Annotated in this window: 10 protein-coding genes; 6 read left to right on the top strand and 4 right to left on the bottom strand. The window is 69.7% G+C overall.

Annotated elements, in window-relative coordinates:
* Nucleotides 1–977 precede the first annotated feature (977 nt).
* Together LDL48_RS37005 and LDL48_RS37010 are read right to left on the bottom strand one after the other, a co-directional pair.
* Complete coding sequence (locus LDL48_RS37005) at nucleotides 978–1,448, bottom strand: hypothetical protein (protein ID WP_225259822.1); 471 nt, start codon at nucleotides 1,446–1,448, stop codon at nucleotides 978–980.
* Nucleotides 1,448–10,849 carry a LamG-like jellyroll fold domain-containing protein gene (locus LDL48_RS37010; RefSeq protein ID WP_225259823.1) on the bottom strand — a complete coding sequence of 3,134 codons (9,402 nt, stop codon included), beginning with the start codon at nucleotides 10,847–10,849 and terminating at the stop codon, nucleotides 1,448–1,450. Before LDL48_RS37010 ends, LDL48_RS37005 begins: the two co-directional genes overlap by 1 nt.
* A gap of 148 nt (nucleotides 10,850–10,997) precedes the next feature.
* On the opposite strand from LDL48_RS37010, the gene LDL48_RS37015 reads away from it, so the two are divergent.
* The 3 genes from LDL48_RS37015 (at nucleotide 10,998) to LDL48_RS37025 (ending at nucleotide 12,666) form a co-directional block, all read left to right on the top strand.
* Nucleotides 10,998–12,017: a carbohydrate binding domain-containing protein gene (locus LDL48_RS37015; RefSeq protein WP_225259824.1), complete on the top strand. Its 1,020-nt coding sequence runs from the start codon at nucleotides 10,998–11,000 to the stop codon at nucleotides 12,015–12,017.
* Nucleotides 12,018–12,093: 76 nt separating this feature from the next.
* Nucleotides 12,094–12,396: an alpha/beta fold hydrolase gene (locus tag LDL48_RS37020; protein WP_372472278.1), complete on the top strand. Its 303-nt coding sequence runs from the start codon at nucleotides 12,094–12,096 to the stop codon at nucleotides 12,394–12,396.
* Nucleotides 12,397–12,492: 96 nt separating this feature from the next.
* The gene (locus LDL48_RS37025) at nucleotides 12,493–12,666 is read left to right on the top strand and encodes a hypothetical protein (protein WP_225259826.1); all 174 of its coding nucleotides are present in this window, start codon (nucleotides 12,493–12,495) and stop codon (nucleotides 12,664–12,666) included.
* A gap of 40 nt (nucleotides 12,667–12,706) precedes the next feature.
* Here LDL48_RS37025 and LDL48_RS37030 read toward each other — a convergent pair whose 3' ends face one another.
* Nucleotides 12,707–13,606, bottom strand: a complete 900-nt coding sequence (locus LDL48_RS37030; protein WP_225259827.1) for an alpha/beta fold hydrolase — start codon at nucleotides 13,604–13,606, stop codon at nucleotides 12,707–12,709.
* Here LDL48_RS37030 and LDL48_RS37035 point away from each other — a divergent pair.
* The 3 genes from LDL48_RS37035 to LDL48_RS37045 all read left to right on the top strand — a co-directional run bounded on the left by LDL48_RS37035 (nucleotide 13,550) and on the right by LDL48_RS37045 (nucleotide 16,988).
* On the top strand, nucleotides 13,550–14,440 hold the full coding sequence (locus LDL48_RS37035; RefSeq protein ID WP_225259828.1) for a LysR family transcriptional regulator: 891 nt from the start codon (nucleotides 13,550–13,552) through the stop codon (nucleotides 14,438–14,440). The genes LDL48_RS37030 and LDL48_RS37035 overlap by 57 nt on opposite strands.
* 150 nt (nucleotides 14,441–14,590) lie before the next feature.
* Nucleotides 14,591–16,192: a flavin-containing monooxygenase gene (locus tag LDL48_RS37040; protein ID WP_225259829.1), complete on the top strand. Its 1,602-nt coding sequence runs from the start codon at nucleotides 14,591–14,593 to the stop codon at nucleotides 16,190–16,192.
* Nucleotides 16,193–16,628: 436 nt separating this feature from the next.
* Nucleotides 16,629–16,988, top strand: a complete 360-nt coding sequence (locus LDL48_RS37045) for an alpha/beta hydrolase (RefSeq protein WP_225259830.1) — start codon at nucleotides 16,629–16,631, stop codon at nucleotides 16,986–16,988.
* 31 nt (nucleotides 16,989–17,019) lie between these two features.
* Here the strand turns inward: LDL48_RS37045 and LDL48_RS44825 are convergent, their stop codons facing one another.
* On the bottom strand, nucleotides 17,020–17,637 hold the full coding sequence (locus LDL48_RS44825; RefSeq protein WP_225259831.1) for a response regulator transcription factor: 618 nt from the start codon (nucleotides 17,635–17,637) through the stop codon (nucleotides 17,020–17,022).
* Between the last annotated feature and the right edge of the window lie 29 nt (nucleotides 17,638–17,666).

Consider the following 17,666-nt stretch of genomic DNA (forward strand, 5'->3'; position numbering starts at 1 on the left):
CTCACCGGCGCTGCTGGTGTGAGCCGCGCGAGCGGAGACGACTGGGTCGACGCCCATCACCACGCGTTCGCGTGAGCGGACAGATTGCCTCCATTGCCCCCATCACCGGCGCCGCTACGCACAGCGGCGCCGGGTTGCTCGATCAGGGGGAAGCTCAGCCGGTGTCCAGCTGGGAGCGGGCCGCCGCGTAGCCCTCGGAGTTCACCGGAACAATCTCGGAGATTCGATCGCGCCCTCGACATATGACCGGCCAAGGCCGCGAGCGACGACAGGCCGACCCTCCGGCCTCGAGGGCGCTACGCATCGCCCTGCGACCGCCCTACGGGCGGCCCGTGATTCGGAGACCACCACGGCCCCGCAGACGCCGACACCACAGGATCGGCACCTCTGACGGCGCCCCACCCGCCACCGCGCCACCCGGACCAGCCGAGACGACCGTAGGCCCAGAACAGCCTATGGAAGGTGACTTGCGACGTAGGTCTGGTCCAAACTGCCTCACTTGATCAGAACGGCCCGGCCGAAGCCGGGCCGCGTACGCGCACCCCCACCAACGCCGCGCCATCTACTCACCGCCCCCGATGGTCCGATCGAGCGTGAGCGAGACGAATCTATCCGACCCGTGGCCCGGCTGACGGCAACGTCAACAGACGCCAGCAGCCGCAGACGCCCATCTTCAGCACAGCGTGCCCGTAACGTCTAAAAGCGCCGAGACGATCCGGCTGCATGGTTGGCTGGGTGTCCCTCACCCTCACCTCAGTCGATGCCCCGCGCGCACGCCCAGCAGTCCGGAGCGCAGATCAGAAGCAGGCGATCTACCGAGCCGGGCCGTGACGATCGCTGAGTTGCGCAGTGTTCGACGCGCTTCCGGCGATCGACGCCGCACCGCTACGCGGCACGCCACCGAACAGACCCCACCACCCAGCACGGAACATCGAGATCTATCGATGACGCTCCCTCCGTGACGGCAACTGGCGGTATCAAATACCCTTCTTAACCGTTTCGAGCAATGGCGGAATGTCATTGTGGTGGGTGGTTTCCATGGTCACCACGACCCGCCGATCACAAGTCTCGTCAAGCCAAATCAGGAATTGCTCAAGCGATCCAAAGTGTTGACCATTAGCGAGTTCGGATGGATCAAAGCTAAATTCGATCTCCCGTATGTCGAAGAAGAAGCAGTCAAACCATAGTTCCCCTACGCGGATACCGAGCCGAGCCGAAACATCCACCCCCTCCTCCTTCGCGGCGAAGAAGCCGCGCACCGAGAAGTCCTCTAGGCGGTACGGTTCTCCATTCACGTCGAATTGACGATCCCAAGGCGCGCTCGTGACAACCCGAACCAAACGCTCCCACGCAGGCAGATCGACTCCGAGCACGCACACATCACGGAGGGAACCGTCGGCTTGAAAGTCCTCCTCGCGGTAACCACCGCTGACTTCGATTGAACCCATCACAGGAACCCTTCGAAAGTCATTCCACCGCCACGCATGCTCCATCTCGCCCCGATACCATTACCCATTCTGATGTCAAGCTGGGATCCGCCATAGTGTGCCGGAGCCCCGTGATTGACGGTCCGGGAAGCATTCGGGTCGGTCAAGATTTCTTGGATCAAAGTGTCACCGACTTCGTTACGGTCACTGTTGTTATTCGCGCCATAGTCGTACTTGTCTCGTTGCGCCTGGGGTCGATTCGGAGCGGAATGCTTCTGGATACCGCGTCCAGCGGGGGACAACCTGCTCGGCGAACCGCCGTTAGTCGCGAGCTTGTAGAGATCATCAGCACCCGCATTATCCAGCCCACAGTTATGTACGAGTACCGGCGTTTCGCCGGCGAGCACATAGTACGTGTGGATCTGCTCGACCGTGAGGTCGTGCATGTCGCGTGCGCCGTTGAAGTTGCGCTTCGCCAGCACCGTCGTGCGGCCGTCGAGGGCGTGCAGCTCGGTGTCGGCCCGGAGCTCGCCGGCGCCGTCCCACGTCGCGGTCGTGGAGTTCCAGATCTCGTGGTGCCGGGTGGTGTGGACGACGGCCTTCCCGCCGTCCCTGGTGCGTACGGTGAGGTCGGTCAGCTTTCGATCGTGGTTGACGTGCACGGCGGTGACCTCGCGGGAACCGGTCAGCCCGCTCGCCGGGTCGGTGCTGCGGACCCGGTCGCCGACCTTGACGTCCCTGATCGGTTTGGTGGAGCCGTCGGCCATCAGGACCGGCGTGCCGGGGGCGAAGCTGTTGCCGGTTCGGCAGGAGACGCTGGGGCTCGTGGTGTCCCGTGCGGTCAGCGGTGATGAACTGCGGCTGAGCGGGCCCGTCCCCGGTGACAGGTCCTGGCCGGCGGGCAGGGCGCCGCCGGGGTCGCTCGGGCCGCCCGAGGTCGTCGTCGGGGTCGCGCCGCGCCTGGACGGGATGGCGCGCCTGCCCCGCGAGCCGGGCAGGACGGCGTCGGTCAGCGCGGCGACCGCCACGTCGCTCAGGTCGACCTTGCCGGTGGTGACGAGCTGGGAGGTGACGTCTACCAGGCTCGAGGTGAACGCCTCACCGCCGCGGCTCGTCACGACCCGGCCGACCGTCGTGGAGCTGACTCGGGATACCAGCGGCCCGGCGAACCGGCCGATGAACCGGCCGCCGAATCTGTCCATCAGGCCGGTGACCGCGCCTTCGCCCAGGGACTGGAAGATGTCGCCGTTGTTCTTGATGTCGCCCTGAAGGGCGTCCTTGGTGAGGTTGATGAGCGCCGCCGTGCCGACCACGCACAGCGCGGCGGCGGTTCCCGCGGTGATGACGGCACAGGCGACACCGGCGGTGATCATCGCGGCTACCGCGGCCACCTCGAGGATCAGATCGGAGTTGTCCTCGATCCATTTTGCGGCGTCGCGGATCGACGAGGCCGGGTCGGTGACCAACTGGCGTGCCCTGTCGAGGAACGACATGCTGCCGTCCTGCTTGGCCTTCTCGACCACCTTCTTCTGGGTGGCCTTGGTCTCCGCGGCCGCTTTCCCCTCGGACTTCTTGCCGGTGGCGGCGGGCTTCTTGGCGGTCGCCTTCTTGGCGGGAGCCACCTTCTTGGGCGGAGTGACCTTCTTGGGCGGAGTGAGCTTCTTCGGGCCGCCGGTCTGCTTGCCGGCCGCCCCCTGGATGCCGCCGCCGACCTTCCCGGGGCGGACCGCCTGCCGGGTGACCCCACCGGGGTTGACGGTGATGAGCCGGTCCGGTTCGTCGGCGTCGTGGCCGGTGGGGTCGATGGAGAGCAGAGGCGAGTTGTTCGCGTAGGCGAATCGGTTCGCCGAGACGGGGTCGGGTGTCGGACTGGTCGTGACCGAGTCGCGGCTGTCGAACTGGCCGGTGTCCGGGTTGTACCAGCGGGCCAGCATGTTGACCCGGCCGGTGCTGGTGTCCGTCCATTCCTGCTGGTAGCCCAACGAGCCGCTCATGCCGTTGCTCGCCAGGACCTTGCCGAGGGGGTCGTACGTCGTGGCACCGGTCAGGGTGGCGCCGGTGGCGGTGAACTGGCCGACCTGGTCGGTGTGCCGGTCGGTCCAGGAGTAACGCGCGGTCCCACCGGTGACCGTGCCGAACAGGTCGTCGAACGGGTCCCGGACGTAGCTGGAGGCGCCGTCGGAGGCGAGGGTGTTGCCGAGCCCGGAGTAGGCGAAACCGGTGCGCATGACCCGGCCGAGCGCGTCGTAGGCGTACGTCTGGGTCTGGCCGTTGGGCGCCTGTTGGCTGATGATCTGGCCGAACGCGTCGGCGCGGGTGAGCGTGGTGGTCCCGGTCTTGCCGGTCTCGGCCAGGGTGCCCCGGGCGGTGTAGGCGTACTGGGTGCCGTCGCTGGACGACATGAGCTGGTTGCGGGCGTCGTAGGTGAGGGTGCGGTTGCCGATCCTGGTGCGGTTGCCGGCGGCGTCGTACTCGTACGCCACCTTGCTGACGCCGTTGTCCCAGGAGGTGAGCTGGCCGGCGAGGTCGTAGGTGTAGCTGTTCTCGGTCGTGCCGCCGAAACCGGTGGTCGTCTTGTCGGTGAGGTTCCCGGCGACGTCGTACTGATAGTCGATGGCGGCGACCTCGGCACCCGCGGGGGTGTGCAGTTGGTCGCGGGACAGGCGGCGGAATGCGTCGTACTCGAAGGTGCGGGTGTTGCCGCCGGCGTAGCGGATGGCGGTGGGCTGTGACAGCGCGTTGTAGCCGAACGACGCGGACAGTCCCGCACCGGTGCTCGCCAGCGTGCCGAGCCGGCCCGCGGAGTCGTAGGTGTAGGAGGTGGCGCCGGCCGCATCGGTGCGCGATGCCGGTCTGCCGTCCGGGTTGTAGGTGAGGGTGGCGGCACCGGACGGTCCGGCGGTGGTGCGGAGCAGGTCGCGGTCGTCGTACCCGAACGTGTTGGTGCCGCCGGGGGCGGAGGCGGACGTCAGCCGGCCGTCGGCGTCGTAGTCGAAGACCCGGTCGGTGGTGGCGGCCTCCGCGCCGGTGCCACTGTGGCGGGTGAGGTTGCCGGCGGCGTCGTACTCGTAGGCGGTGTTGACGTTGCCCGGCGAGCGGTCGGCGACGACCCGGCCGGCGGCGTCGTAGACGCGCGTGAAGGTGCGGTCGGCGGCGCCGGGGTACCGGGTGGTCGCCGGTTCGATCAGCGACTCCGGCAGGTTCATGCTGTTGTACGTGGTGACGAACGAGTTGCCGCGCCCGTTGGTGAACCGGGTGGTGTTGCCGACCGCGTCGTACCCGAAACTGGTCTGGATCGCCTGGCTCGCCGACACCGGCCGGCGCTGGGAGGTGAGCTGCCCGGCCGCGTCGTAGGCGTACGTCGTGCGGGTGCCCCGCTCGTCGACGGTCGCGGTGGTGTTGCCGGCCAGGTCGTACTCGGCGAACGTGCCGGCCAGGAAGTCGCCGCCGGGCGCGAGTTCCCAGGTCTCGACCGGTCGGCTCGCCTTGTCGAAGGCCGTGCCCAGCTCGGTGCCGTTGGGCAGGATCGTGACGTCCTGGCGGCCCAGCGCGTCGTAGTAGAGCCGGGTCACGCTGTTCGCGCCGTCGGTGCCGGACACCACCTGCCCGACCGCGTTGTAGGTCACCGATTCGGTCACCCCGGCCGGGGAGCGTACCGAGCCGCGCCAGCCGCCCGGGGCGTACCCGTAACTGGTGGTGTAGTTGGTGTTGTCCTGCCGGACCACGTCGGTGCTGGTGACCGTGCGGCCCAGGTAGTCGTAGGTGGCGGTGCTGACCGCGCCGCTCGGCGCGGTGGTGGAGAGCCGATCGCCGATCAGATCGTACGTGTGCCGGGTGACCGCGCCGCCCGGTTCGGTCTGCTTGACCAGCCGGCCGAGCTGGTCGTAGGCGAAGCTGCTGGTCCGCTGCAGTCCGTCGGTGAGGCTGAGCAACTGGCCCAGTTTGTCGTAGGTGCGGGTCAGTCGGGGGACGACCGGGGTGCTGACGCCCGGCGCCAGGTAGCTCTCCCACCGGGTCTCGGTCGGCCGGTCGGCGGCATCGTAGGTGTGCGTCGTCCGGCGCCCGGCCGCGTCGCGTTCGTCGACGGCGTTGCCGAAGGTGTTGTATCCGGTGGTACTGGTGGCCCGGCTGCGGACCGGCGTGCCGCCACCGGTCTCGCTCGCGGCGGGCGGCTCGGCCACCACGGCGAGGCGGTCTCCCTGGTCGTACGTGTAGTCGGTGGTGTCGCCGTTGGGTCTGGTGGCGGCGCGGACGAAGCCGCCCTCGTCGACCCGGTAGGAGGTGCGCACGACCCGGGCGTCACCACCGGGGCCGCCGCCGTTGCGTACGGCGCCGACCTCGTTGCCGGTCAGCGCCTTCTGGTAGAGCTGGACGTCGTCGACCTGACCCTGCCAGAAGTCGGTGACGGTGCCGTTCCACCGGCCGGCTCCCACCGTCGTGCCGCCGGAGGAGACGAACGGGCGGGCGCCGGTGTCGGTGTCCTCCAGGGTGCCGTTGACGTAGAGCCGCATCGTCTGCGTGCCCGCGTCGTAGACGCCGGCAAGGTGGGTCCAGGTGCCGGTGGACGGCGTGGAGGTGGAGGTGGAGGCGATGGCGCCGGGCGTGGCGCTGTCGGATTGACTGGTGATGAACTGCCACCGGTTGACGGTGGTGTCGTAGCGCAGCTGGAACGGGCTCTGCTTGTTTCCGTCGGCGCTGACCGCCTGGCCGGTCCGGCCGGTGGCGCCCAGTTTCACCCAGGCCGCGACGGTGAAGCTGCGGCTGCTGTCGACCGGGGTGGCCGCGCTGGTGAGCCGTCCGTCGGTGCCGTTGAGGATGGCGGCGCCGTCGCGCTCGGTGGAGAAGGTGACGCCGGGGGCCGGGGTCAGCGCACCGTTGCCCACATCGTCGGCGGCCCGGCCGTCGGTCAGCCCGTCGAGCCGCCAGCGGGCGGCGCGATCGGCGCCGGAAAGCCACAGCGCCTCGGAGATCTGGTTGCCGGCGGCGTCGTAGGCGTACGTCAGCCGCTCCTCGACCGCGCCCGTGCCGACCCGCCGGTTGGTGGCCAGCAGCGCGTCGTCGTCGCTGTAGTCGTACTGGGTGATCCGGTTGACGCCGGACGGGTCCAGGGCCGACGCGGTGGTGCGCCCGGCGGCGTCGAGAGTGTAGGTGGTGAGCGTGACGCCGTTGTTGGTCTTCTGCGAGACCAGGTTGCCGGCGGCGTCGTACGCGTTGTCCTCCGCGACGAACGACGCGCCGGTGGCCGGATCGCGCCGGGTGACCGTGGCCGTCAGCCCGTTGTCGGTGTACGTGTACGACGTCACCCAGTTCATCGCGTCGATCTCGGAGGCCAGCCGTCCCGCCGGGTCGTACGTTCTGGTTTCGAGCACCAGGTCCCGCGCCGGGGACGGCTTGTTCGGGTCGCCGGTCCAGCCGACCTCGGTGGTGCTGGTCAGGTGCCCGTTGAGGTCGTAGCCGCTGCGGGTCACCCCGCCGTCCGGTGCGGTCTCGGTGCGGACGTTGCCGCGGACGTCGTACGTGTAGTGGGTCTCGTTGCCGGAGGTGTCGGTCACGGTCGACGGCTGGCCGTGTTCGTTGTAGGTGTAGAGGACCGTGCGGGACGCGTCGCCGCCGGTCTTGTCGATCGCGGTCTGCTCGATCAGGAACCCGTCGGCGTCGTAGTCCATCGCGGTGGACGCGGTGTGCACCACGCCGGTGACCTTGTTGGTGACCGGTGGCTCGACCTTCCACACCATCCGGCTCAGCGCGTCGTAGCCGTAGTGGGTGGAAAGCCCGTCCGGAAAGCTCGAGGTGGTCTCGGTCTGGTCGGTCACCCGTCCGGCCAGGTCGTAGACGTAGGACGTCACCTTGCCGGTGGGTTCGGTGACGGAGGCCACGTCACCGGTGCGGTAGTAGGCCACGCCGCGGCGGGCGCCGCCCGGGGTGGTGACCGCGGTGGGCAGGCCGGCCGGCACCAGGCCGCCGCCGACGGCCGCGCCGGTGCCGTCGGAGTACGTGGTGCGGGTGACCCGGCCGAGCGGGTCGGTGACCGACGTCTGGTTGCCCTTCGCGTCGTACGTCATCGTGGTCAGGTACCGGTTGTCGGTGGCCGACGAGGACCGTCCGTCGCGCAGGGTCAGCATGACGTCGTTGCGGGGGTCCGGGGTGAGCACCGTCGACGTGGAGTCCGGGTAGTACGTGTAGTAGACGGTGGAGCACCGGTTGGCGGCCCGGTTCTGGCAGGAACTGGTGGAGACGACGTTGCCCCGGACGTCGTGTTCCTCGGTGGTCACGTGGCCGTTGGGGTCGGTGACGGTGCGCAGGAAGCCGCCGGTGTCGTACCCGTACCTCGTGGTCCTGCCGAGCGCGTCGGTGGTGGAGATCCGGCGGTCCTCCGGCAGCTCGTAGGTGTCGGTGAGCCACTTGCCGTTGGGGTCGGTGGTGATCACCGTTTTGACCGGTGGTCCGGTGGACCTGCCGCGGGCGGCGAACTGTCCGGCGGCCTGGTCCGCGGACAGCTCCGAGCGGTAGTAGGCGAATTCGGCGAGATGGCCCGGGAAGAAGCCGTTGCTGCTGTCCGTGGCCGCCGAGGGCCAGCCCAGCGTGGTGCCGGCACCGACGTACGCGTTTCCGGCCTCGCTCTGCTCGACGGTCCGGTGCACCGTGCCGGACGGTTCGCCGTCGAGGTAGAGCGTGGTGCTGCCGGTGCCCGCGGCGAGCGCGACGTGGTGCCACTGGCCGTCGTTGACCGTGCCGCCGGTGGTGACCGGGGTGGCGCCGCCGCAGTAGCAGAACTGGCCGCGCAGCTTGCCGTCGCGCCCGACGTAGAGGGCGGGCACCCAGTTGTCGGTGTCCTCGTCCGGGTCGTTCCAGATCTCGTGCGACTGGAACGAGTAGAGCACCCCGCCGGTGTTCGTACCGGCGTCCATCTTGAACCAGAGGCTGACCGAGACCGGTCCGGACTGCGGCACGTTGCCGTCACCGAGTCCGACGTACGAGGCCTCGCCGTCGAAGTGGGCGACCTTGTCGTCGAACGGCCCGCCGCTGTTGCCCAGGCCGACGTCGCTGTACCAGGCGTCGTCGCCGATCACCTGGTTGACCGGCCGCCAGGTGCCCGACTCGGCGAACCGCCAGTAGTCGGCCGGCCGGGCATCGAGCACGCTGGCCTGGTACATCTTGCTGGAGCCCGAGACGGTGGGCTTGCCCAGCTGCCACACGCCGCCGTCGGTGTCGGTCATCCGGTCCACCGTGCCGTCGACCCGGTCGTAGCTGATCCGCGTGGTGGCGTTGCCGGACGGGCGCAGGATGGTGATCACCGGGTGCGAGTCCGTGGTGCCCGCCCGGTGCATGGTGGCGATCTCGTCGGCGGTCAGCGGCCGGTCGAACCGGGCGGCCTCGGCGATCCGTCCCTTGAAGAAGCTCGGTGCGGCGGTCGCCGACGGCTGGTCCGGCCAGCCGGCGCCGTTGAAGCCGGCACCGAGGTAGCGCCGGCTGCTGCCGGTCAGCCCGGCGATGCTCACCGCCGCGGTCTTGGTGCCCACCTCGGCGCCGTCGAGGTAGAGCCACTGCTTCCCGCCGCCGGCGACCAGCGCGACGTGGTGCCACTTGCCGTCGTTGACGGCGCCGGCGGTGGCCATCGTGGTGGTGGTGCCGGTCCAGAGGCCGCCGTGCAGCCGGCCGCTGCCGCCGATGTAGAGCGCCGGAGTGAAGTGCTTGCCGGTGGTGGCGTTGGTGATCGGGTCGGCGGAATAGCCGAACAGGACCCCGCGATCGCCCGGCTCCGCCTTGAACCACAGGGCGACCGACTGCACACCCGTGGCGGCGTCGAGTTTCGCCGGCAGCTCGACGCGCGAGGAGGTGCCGTTGAAGCCGGCCGCGGTGGCCGTCGCGCCGACCAGCGGGCCCGGCTGGCCGAGCGCGACGTCGGTGTACCCCGCGTTGTCGACGCCCTGATTCGTCGGGACCGCGCTGGCCGCCGTGACGCCCGCGGACTCGGTCAACCGCCAGTACGACTGCGGGCCCGCGTTGGCCACGATGGACGGATACTGCGAGGCTGAGGTGTGCTGGTAGACCGTGCACCTGCCGTCGTTGCCCGGCGGGCAGACCCGGCTCAGCTCGTCGTCCGGGCCGTAGTGGTACTCGTGGGTGAAGCTGGACTCCGGGTCGTCCGGGTCCAGCCGCTCGGTGCTGACGTACAGCACGTGCCAGCGGCCGGAGCCGGTCTGCGCCCAGTCGATCCACAGCCGGCGGCCGGACGCGGCGGTCACCGACTCGGCGCGGCCTGCGGTGTACTGGAAGGTCAGCGCCCGGTTCTGCGCGTCGGTGATGGCGGTGACCCGGTACTGCCCGGCGCCGGCTGCCTGGGTGAAAGCGTACGCGGTGCCGTCCTTGTCGACCAGCCGGTAGCCGCCGCTGATCGCGGTGAACGTGGCGAACCGCCCGGTCGGCGGCACGAAGCGTCCGTCCGGGTTGCGGCCGAAGCCCACCTCCTGCCCGTTCGGGTACGTCACCACGACGCCCTGCACCGAACCCGCCCGGTCGCGGGACTCGGTGGCCTTCGCGTCCAGGATGCTCGACCACCCGGCGCCGAACGCGGTGTCCCGCCGTACGTCCAGGGTGTTGTAGAAACGCTCCAGCGCGAGCGAGGGACCGACCGTCGGCACGGTGCGGTCGGTGACCGTGGTGGTGAAGTTGCGGGTGTTGGGGTCGAAGCCGCGCCCGCCATTCTGTGAGAGGCCCGTGGTGATCAGCGGCTGCGGGAAGCGCGGTACCAGGCTGTTGAGCTCCTGGGAGGTGCTGGTGGCCGAGCCGTCACTGGCGGACACCGTCCAGACGTAGGTCTTGCCCCAGCGCAGCACACCGGCCGGCACGGTCCAGCTTCGCGCGGCGATCGACCCGGACTGGGCGACGACCGTCGATGCGGCGTCGTACACGGTGAACGAGTAGCGAACAGCCGACGGGCCACCATCCGGATCGGTGGCGGCGGCCAGCAATTCCGGCGTCAGGGTCGGCACGCTGGCGCCGCTCGCCGGAGCTTGGGCGTCGATCTGCGGCGGGACGTTCGCGGCGAAGGTGCTCGCGTCCACGGCGCGCGGCGTCCTCGACTTCTTGACGGTGCGCTTCTCCGGTACGTCCGGTGGCAGCGCCCCGATGCCCTTGCCCGGGGCCCGGCCCGCGCCACCCTTCGCCCGGGTCGCGTCTGCCGGTGCCGGTCCGGTACCCGGCGACCCGCCGTCACGCTGCTGCGGCAGGCCCCGCAGGCTGTTGTCCACCGCCGGCCGTGGCGGGTCCAGGTACGCCCGCACCGAGGCCAGCGCCGCGCCGAGGGACGGTCCCGGCTCCAGCTCATCGGCCAGTTCCAGCGGTACGGCACCGCTGACGGTCAACGACATCGTGGCGAGCAGACCCAGGGCTCGCCTGCGCATCGTGGATCTGGCGGACATGGCACCCCGTTCAGTTCGGTCGTGCACTCCTGATGTGGGGAGTTGACCAAGTCGGCCGCCGTCCGGCTACCGTCCGGATCATGTCCGTACTGTTCGGAACGGTTCCGAACACCGAGGTGGCATGGCGGCATCGATTACCGTGCAAGCCGTGATCCGAAAGCTGAGGTTCGACTTCACCGTCCACTCGCCACTCCGGACCCCCGAAGACTTCGTCGCCGAGCTCCGCAGGCTGCGCGCGCAGGTCGGTGATCCGTCGTTCCGGAACCTCCACCGCATCGCCGGGGAACGGATCGCGGACGCGCCGAACGGCCACCGGATGGACCCGCTCTCGCCGAGCACCACCTCCGAGATCCTCGGCGGGAAACGGTTGCCCCGACTGCCCCGCCTGGAGTTCGTCGAGTCGTACGTGACGGCGTGCCTGAGCTTCCACGGTGTGGACGGTCCGGCCACCACCGCCGAGGTCGAACGATGGCGCGAACGATGGCACTCACTCGCTACCCGCGAACAGCAGGAGGAGCCCGCGCCCGTGGACGCGCCGCGACCGCGCCGTCCACTGACCCGGCTGCTCGTGGTCGTCGCCTTCCTGGCCGGTCTCGGCGTCGGCATCGGGGTCAGCCGGAGCTGGCCGGCCGACCGGTCGGCGGCTGCCAGTGTGACGGCGCCCGCCGAGCCCAGCACCGAGGCACCGGACGTCTGCCTGGCCCAGGGAACAACACTTCCCACCGGCCAGGACGTCCTTCGGCTCCCTCCCGAGGGGCAACAGACCGGCTCGTGGTGGGTCAACGATCCCGATTTCGCCACACTGCACACCGACGGCCGCCGCTTCCGCGCCGACGTCGTCGCGGGCAAGTCCCGTCCGGGCGACGTGATCATCGTCAAGAGCGACGTCGCGCTGGTGCAGGGCTCGACCTACGCCCTCGCGTTCAGCGCCTCCGCCGACCACCCCACCACGGTACGGGTGCGTGTGCAGGACAATCAGCCACCGCTGTACGAGTGGTCCCACGACCAGGAGGTGCCCGTCACCCAGCATGGTTGCCTGCACCTCTACCAGTTCGTGGCCCGGAAGAGCAGCGCCCACTCGGAGCTCACGTTCCAGGTCGGTGGACACGACCAGGACTTCCGCCTGCAGATCCAGGACGTGTCGCTGGTCGAGTCCCCGCATCGCTGAACGGGCGTACGGGCAGGGACACCGGGGTGGCCGGCGTCCGATAGGGTCCGCAGATGCGGCCACGCATCAACGCGACGTGACCAGTGACTACGCGATCGACGCCGAGGACATCGGTGACCTCCTCGCCGGCGGGGCTCACCTGGTGGGCCACTCCTACGGCGGCACCGTGGCCATGCTCGCCGCCGCCGCTCACCCCGATCTGGTCCGCTCCCTGGCGCTCATCGAGCCGTGCGCACACACCGTGGCCGCCGCCGATCCCGGCGTCGCCCGGGCCATCGACGACGGCCGCCGGTTCATGGCCGGGGCCCGACGGGGCACCCCGGAGGAGTACGTCGACCTGGCCTTCGGCGACCGGCCGCACCCCGAGCCGGCCGGGTGACTGCGACGCGCCGCCCACACGGCGCTGCACGAGCGGCCGTGTTGGCTTGCCGAGCTGGCGACCGAGCCACTGCGCACCGCGCGCTTCCCGAAGCTGGTGATCGTCGGCGGTTGGGAAACCGTTCCGCCCGGCTACCTGCCCGGCATGGCAACCCTGATGCAGACCATCTGCGCAACAGTTGCCGATCGCATCGACGCTCGGCTCGTACGCATACCCGGCGCCGCCCACGAGCCGCAGCGCGAGCAACCTGGGGCGGTCAACGCCTGCTGACCGAACTCTGGTCGACCGCGTGACACCGTCCTGGCTCGCTCTACACGCTGCGCCAGAAGTCCGACAGCATCCGCGCCGCCCGTGCCGGGTCCTGCAGCATCCACCAGTGGCCGATCCCGTCGAGATCGACGGCGCGCGCACCGGCGCGCCGGGCGGCGCGGTGGCGCGTGGCGACGCTGCCGACGGTCAGATCCTCGGTGGCGACCGGGACCAGGCCCGGTCGGGCCGCGGCTTTCGGCAGATCGCGGCCGCGCTCGGCCAGCACCGTCTGGGACAGTGATCGATACAGCGCCAGGATGGCCCGGCCCATGTCCGGACCCTGGCCCAGTGCCACCTCGCCGGCAGTCGGCTCGGGGATGCCCCAGTCGACCATGCGTGCCGCCCGCTGCGCGACGTCGCCGGAGAAGAGTTCCTCGACATGACGCTCGCCCGTACCCGGCGTCTGCCAGAGCTTCGCCACGTCGTGCCAGGTGTAGTCGGGCTCGTACCCGGCAACGGTCTCGCTGACCCAGCTGCGCAGCAGGTCGGGGCGGGTCATCGCGACCTCGAGCACGTATCCTCCGGCCAGGCTGTGGCCGACAAGGTGCACGGGCGTCTCGAATCGTGACAGCTCTGCGATCAGCCAGTCGCAATAGTCCGCGAACGTAGCCCCGAACCTCGGGCCCAACGGCGAGCCGAAGCCCGGCGGCGACAGCCGGACCAGATCCTGCGTCTGGGTCCGGGACAGCTCGTTGATCAGAGGCGTCCACACGGCCGAGGTCACCGGGACCCCGTTGACGAAAACAATGGTCATGGCGGAATCACAGCAGCGGCCCTGGGCGGCCGTCCAAGACCCGTTCTGCAGGTCGTCATGCCGTGCGTGCATGACGCGTAGGCTTCGAACGTGGTTCCCGATCTCGATCTGCGGCTGGTCCGGTACTTCACGGTCGTCGCCGAACACCTGAACTTCGCCCGCGCCGCCGACGAACTGCGGGTGGCTCAGCCCTCGTTGAGCCGCCAGATCCAGCGGCTGGAGAACACCCTCGGGACACGCCTGCTGGAACGCACCACCCAGGGCAGCCGGCTCACCGCCGCCGGCGCCGCCTTCCTCCCCCATGCGCAGCAACTGCTGCACGGCGCCCGGCAGACGGTCCTCGCCGCCCGCGCCGCGGCGCCGGCCCGCACGATCACGATCGGGTACGCCGAGGATCTGGTCGTCACCCCCGCCGTCCGCGACCTGCGCCACCGCCATCCCGACGCGCACATCCGTACCCGTCATCTCGACTTCCAGGACGCCGGTGCCCTGCTCGACCGGCAGGTCGACGCGCTGGTGACCCGCACGCCGCTGCCGATCCCGGCCGATGGCCTGAAGCTGACGATGCTGTACGCCGAGCCCCGGGTCCTGCTGGTGAACGCGGCCCACCGTTTCGCCGGCGTGGAGTCCGTCACCGTGGCCGACGTGTGGGCGGAACCGCTGGTCGGCTGCACCGGCATGGGCGCCTCGTGGACCGGCTTCTGGCGGCTCGAACCCCGCCCCGGCAGCAGACCCGCCCCGGTGGGCACGGCCATCGCCGACAGGTACGGGGACAAACTCGAAGCCATCGCCGAGGGCAACGCCGTCGCGGTCGTCCCGGCCGGCGACCGGCGTTTCACCCTGCGCCCCGAACTGGTCGCCGTACCCATCGCCGAGGCCGAGCCGTGCCGGGTCGTCGTCGTCACCCGCGCCGCGGACACCAGCATCCTCGTCGCGGACTTCGTCAGGTCCGCGGAGCACCTCCTCGCCTCCCGCGCCTGATCGGCTCGCGTCCGGTGCTCGCCGCCGGACCTGCACACCACCTACACGCGCATACAGCCCGTGTGAGGGTCACCGCTGGACGCTGTCCTCCCCACCACGGAGGCAACCCGTGAAGACGATCCGCTAACAGCCCCGGAAGATGCGCGAAAGATGAAAAGGACAGTTGACGTCGTTGTCGTTGGCGCTGGGATGTCCGGCATGTATGCCTTGCACAAGCTGCGCGGCATGGGCCTGACCGTCCAGGTGTTCGAGACCGGCGACGGCGTCGGCGGCACGTGGTACTGGAACCGCTACCCCGGTGCCAGGGTCGACGTGAAGAGCATGGAGTACAACCTTCCGTTCGACCCGGACCTGGATCAGGACTGGGAGTGGACCGAGAAGTATCCGCCGCAGGAAGAGCTGCGGCGGTACCTCGACCATGTCGCCGACCGCCTCGACCTGCGCCGCGACATTCGGTTGACGACGCGGGTGACCGAGGCTGTCTACGCCGAACCCGCGCAACGCTGGCTGGTACGCACCAACCGTGGCGATGAGGTGACCGCGCAGTACGTCATCATGGCCACCGGCTGCCTGTCGGCGGCGAAGCTTCCCGAGGTGCCCGGCCTGGAAAGCTATACCGGCCGCTGGTACCACACGGGGCACTGGCCCGAGGAGCCCGTGGACTTCGCCGGAAAGCGCGTCGGCGTGGTCGGCACCGGGTCGTCCGGGGTGCACGTGATACCGCTGATCGCGCAGCAGGCCGCCGCGCTGACCGTTTTCCAGCGCACCCCGAACTTCGTCGTCCCGGCCAACAACCACCCGATCGACCCGGAACACCAGCGGTCGGTGAAGGCTGACTACGTGAGGTTCCGCCAAGCCAACCGCGAGTCCGCCTTCGGAACCGCGTTTCCGCCGGCGACGAGGTCGGCACTGGACGTCAGCGACGAAGAACGGACCGCATACTTCGCTCGGAACTGGCACAGCCCCGACAACCACCCGGCCGGTCTGCTCGTCGGCTACACCGACATGATCACGAATAAGGAAGCCAACGACACGGTGGCCCAATACGTGCGGGACCGGATCGCCGACATCGTCGACGACCCGGCGGTGGCCGCGGCGCTCCAGCCCGTCGATCACCCGTTCGGCACCAAGCGTCCGTGCGTGGGCACCGACTACTACGAGACCTACAACCTGCCGCACGTCAGTCTCGTCGACGTGCGTACGACGCCGATCGCCGAGATCACGCCGTCCGGGATTCGTACATCGGAGCAGGAGTACGCGCTCGACACGATCGTGTTCGCCACCGGCTTCGATGCGATGACCGGTGCGCTGTCCCGCATCGACATCCGCGGCCGGGGTGGCATGGCATTGGGCGAGAAGTGGGCCGACGGCCCCCGGACGTACCTCGGTATCGCCGTCGCAGGCTTCCCGAACCTGTTCACGATCACCGGCCCGGGCAGCCCGTCCGTGCTGTCCAACATGGCTGTTTCGATCGAACAACATGTGGAGTGGGTCGCCGACGCTCTGGTGGCGCTGCGCGAGCGCGGCGCGTCGACCATCGAGGCCACGGTCGAGGCCGAGGACGCCTGGACGCAGCACGTCGACGAGGTCAGCCGGATGACGCTCTACCCCACCGCCGACTCCTACTACCTGGGCGCCAATGTGCCCGGCAAGCCACGTGTGTTCCTGCCTTACGCGGGCGGGGTCGGGCTGTACCGCAAGACGTGCGACGAGGTGGCCGCGAACGATTACCACGGTTTCGCCTTGGGCTGACGCCGCGCACCAGTCCTCTTCCGAGTTATTCCGGCTGCCGATCCGGGGAAGCGCAAGGGCGTACTGCTGACCAACGGCGGTGGCCCCAGCGCGAGCCTCGACGTTCCGACCGCTTTCGGCGGCCTGCTGCCCAAGTCGGTACGTGACAGCTACGACCTGATGGCCTTCGACCCGCGCGGTATCGGCTACAGCACACCGATGAGCTGCGGCCGCGGCGCCGGCGAGCTGACCCGTGACCTGGAACTGACGATTCTGCCCTTCCCGGCCGGCACCGGCGCGATCGGTCGCAACGTCTCGTTCGCCAAGCGGGTGGCCCGGCAGTGTGCCGCCGACTCCGGTGACCTGCTCCCGCACCTGACCACCGCGAACGTCGCACCACACCACCCGCCAGCCGGACCGTCACGAGGGAAGCACCGGTGCCGCCGATGGCGCAACTGTGGCGGGCCGCCGGCAACACCGCCGCGGGGCGTGCCACCGCCACCGACCGGCCGGCGCCCCCGCCAACATCTCACCCTGTGCGGCCTGGGCCGTGCGGCACCCCGCCCCCGAGCCCGCGGTGCGGCCGATCGGCAAGCGCAACGTGCTGATCCTGCAGAACGAGCGCGACCCGTCCACGCCGCTGCGCGCCGCCAAGGGCATGAAGCGGGCCATGGGCTCCGACGCCGCGCTGATCACGGTCGACGCGGGCGGCCACGGCGTGCTGATCCACCCGAGGCCGAGCGCCTGCGCGATCGGTGCCCTGGAGTCCTACCTCACGGCGGGCGAACTCCCCGCCACGGACCTGACGTGCACGTAGTCCGACCGTCGTGGCATCGTCGGCCGGGCGCTCAGATCACGCCGGTGCGGACGGCGTAGGCGACGGCCTGTGTGCGGGTGCGCAGGTTTAACCGATCCCGGGCGGTCGCGATCAAGTTCTTCACCGTACGGGGCGAGAGGTTCAGCGTGGCCGCGATGTCCTCGGTATCCATTCCGTCCGCGACCAGTCGCAGCACGTCTATCTCGCGCGTGGTCAGCCGGCTCGGGGTCAGCCCGTAACGATTGAGCACGTCGTTCTGCAAGTCCGTCAGTTGCCTGAGCACCATTCCGATCACGTCCGGTGGCATCATCGCGCCACCCGCCACGGCGACGTCGATGGCCTGCATGAGGTTCTTGGCGGTGACCGCGGACAGCGGGAGAATCGACGCGACCTTGAACTGGAGCGCGATCCTCAGGTCCTTCTCGGGCATCTCCCCGATCACCAGGACGACCGGTGTACGCGATTCCTGGATCCACGCTCGCAGGTCGGCTATGCCTGCCACGGTCAGCCGGTGGACCGCGACGGTGAGGACGTCCGCGGCGGCCGCATCCGGCACCAGCTCCACCCGAGGCTGGGGCTGGAGAAAGCGGGTCAGTCCGGCGCGGATGAACGAGTCCGGTGTGTGCAGGGCGACGCGGACCTGTCTCACGTGCTGCCTCCGTCGGATGAGGGGAGAGA

Source organism: Jidongwangia harbinensis, assembly GCF_020216025.1.
In the GTDB taxonomy this organism is placed as follows: Bacteria; Actinomycetota; Actinomycetes; order Mycobacteriales; family Micromonosporaceae; genus Actinoplanes; species Actinoplanes harbinensis.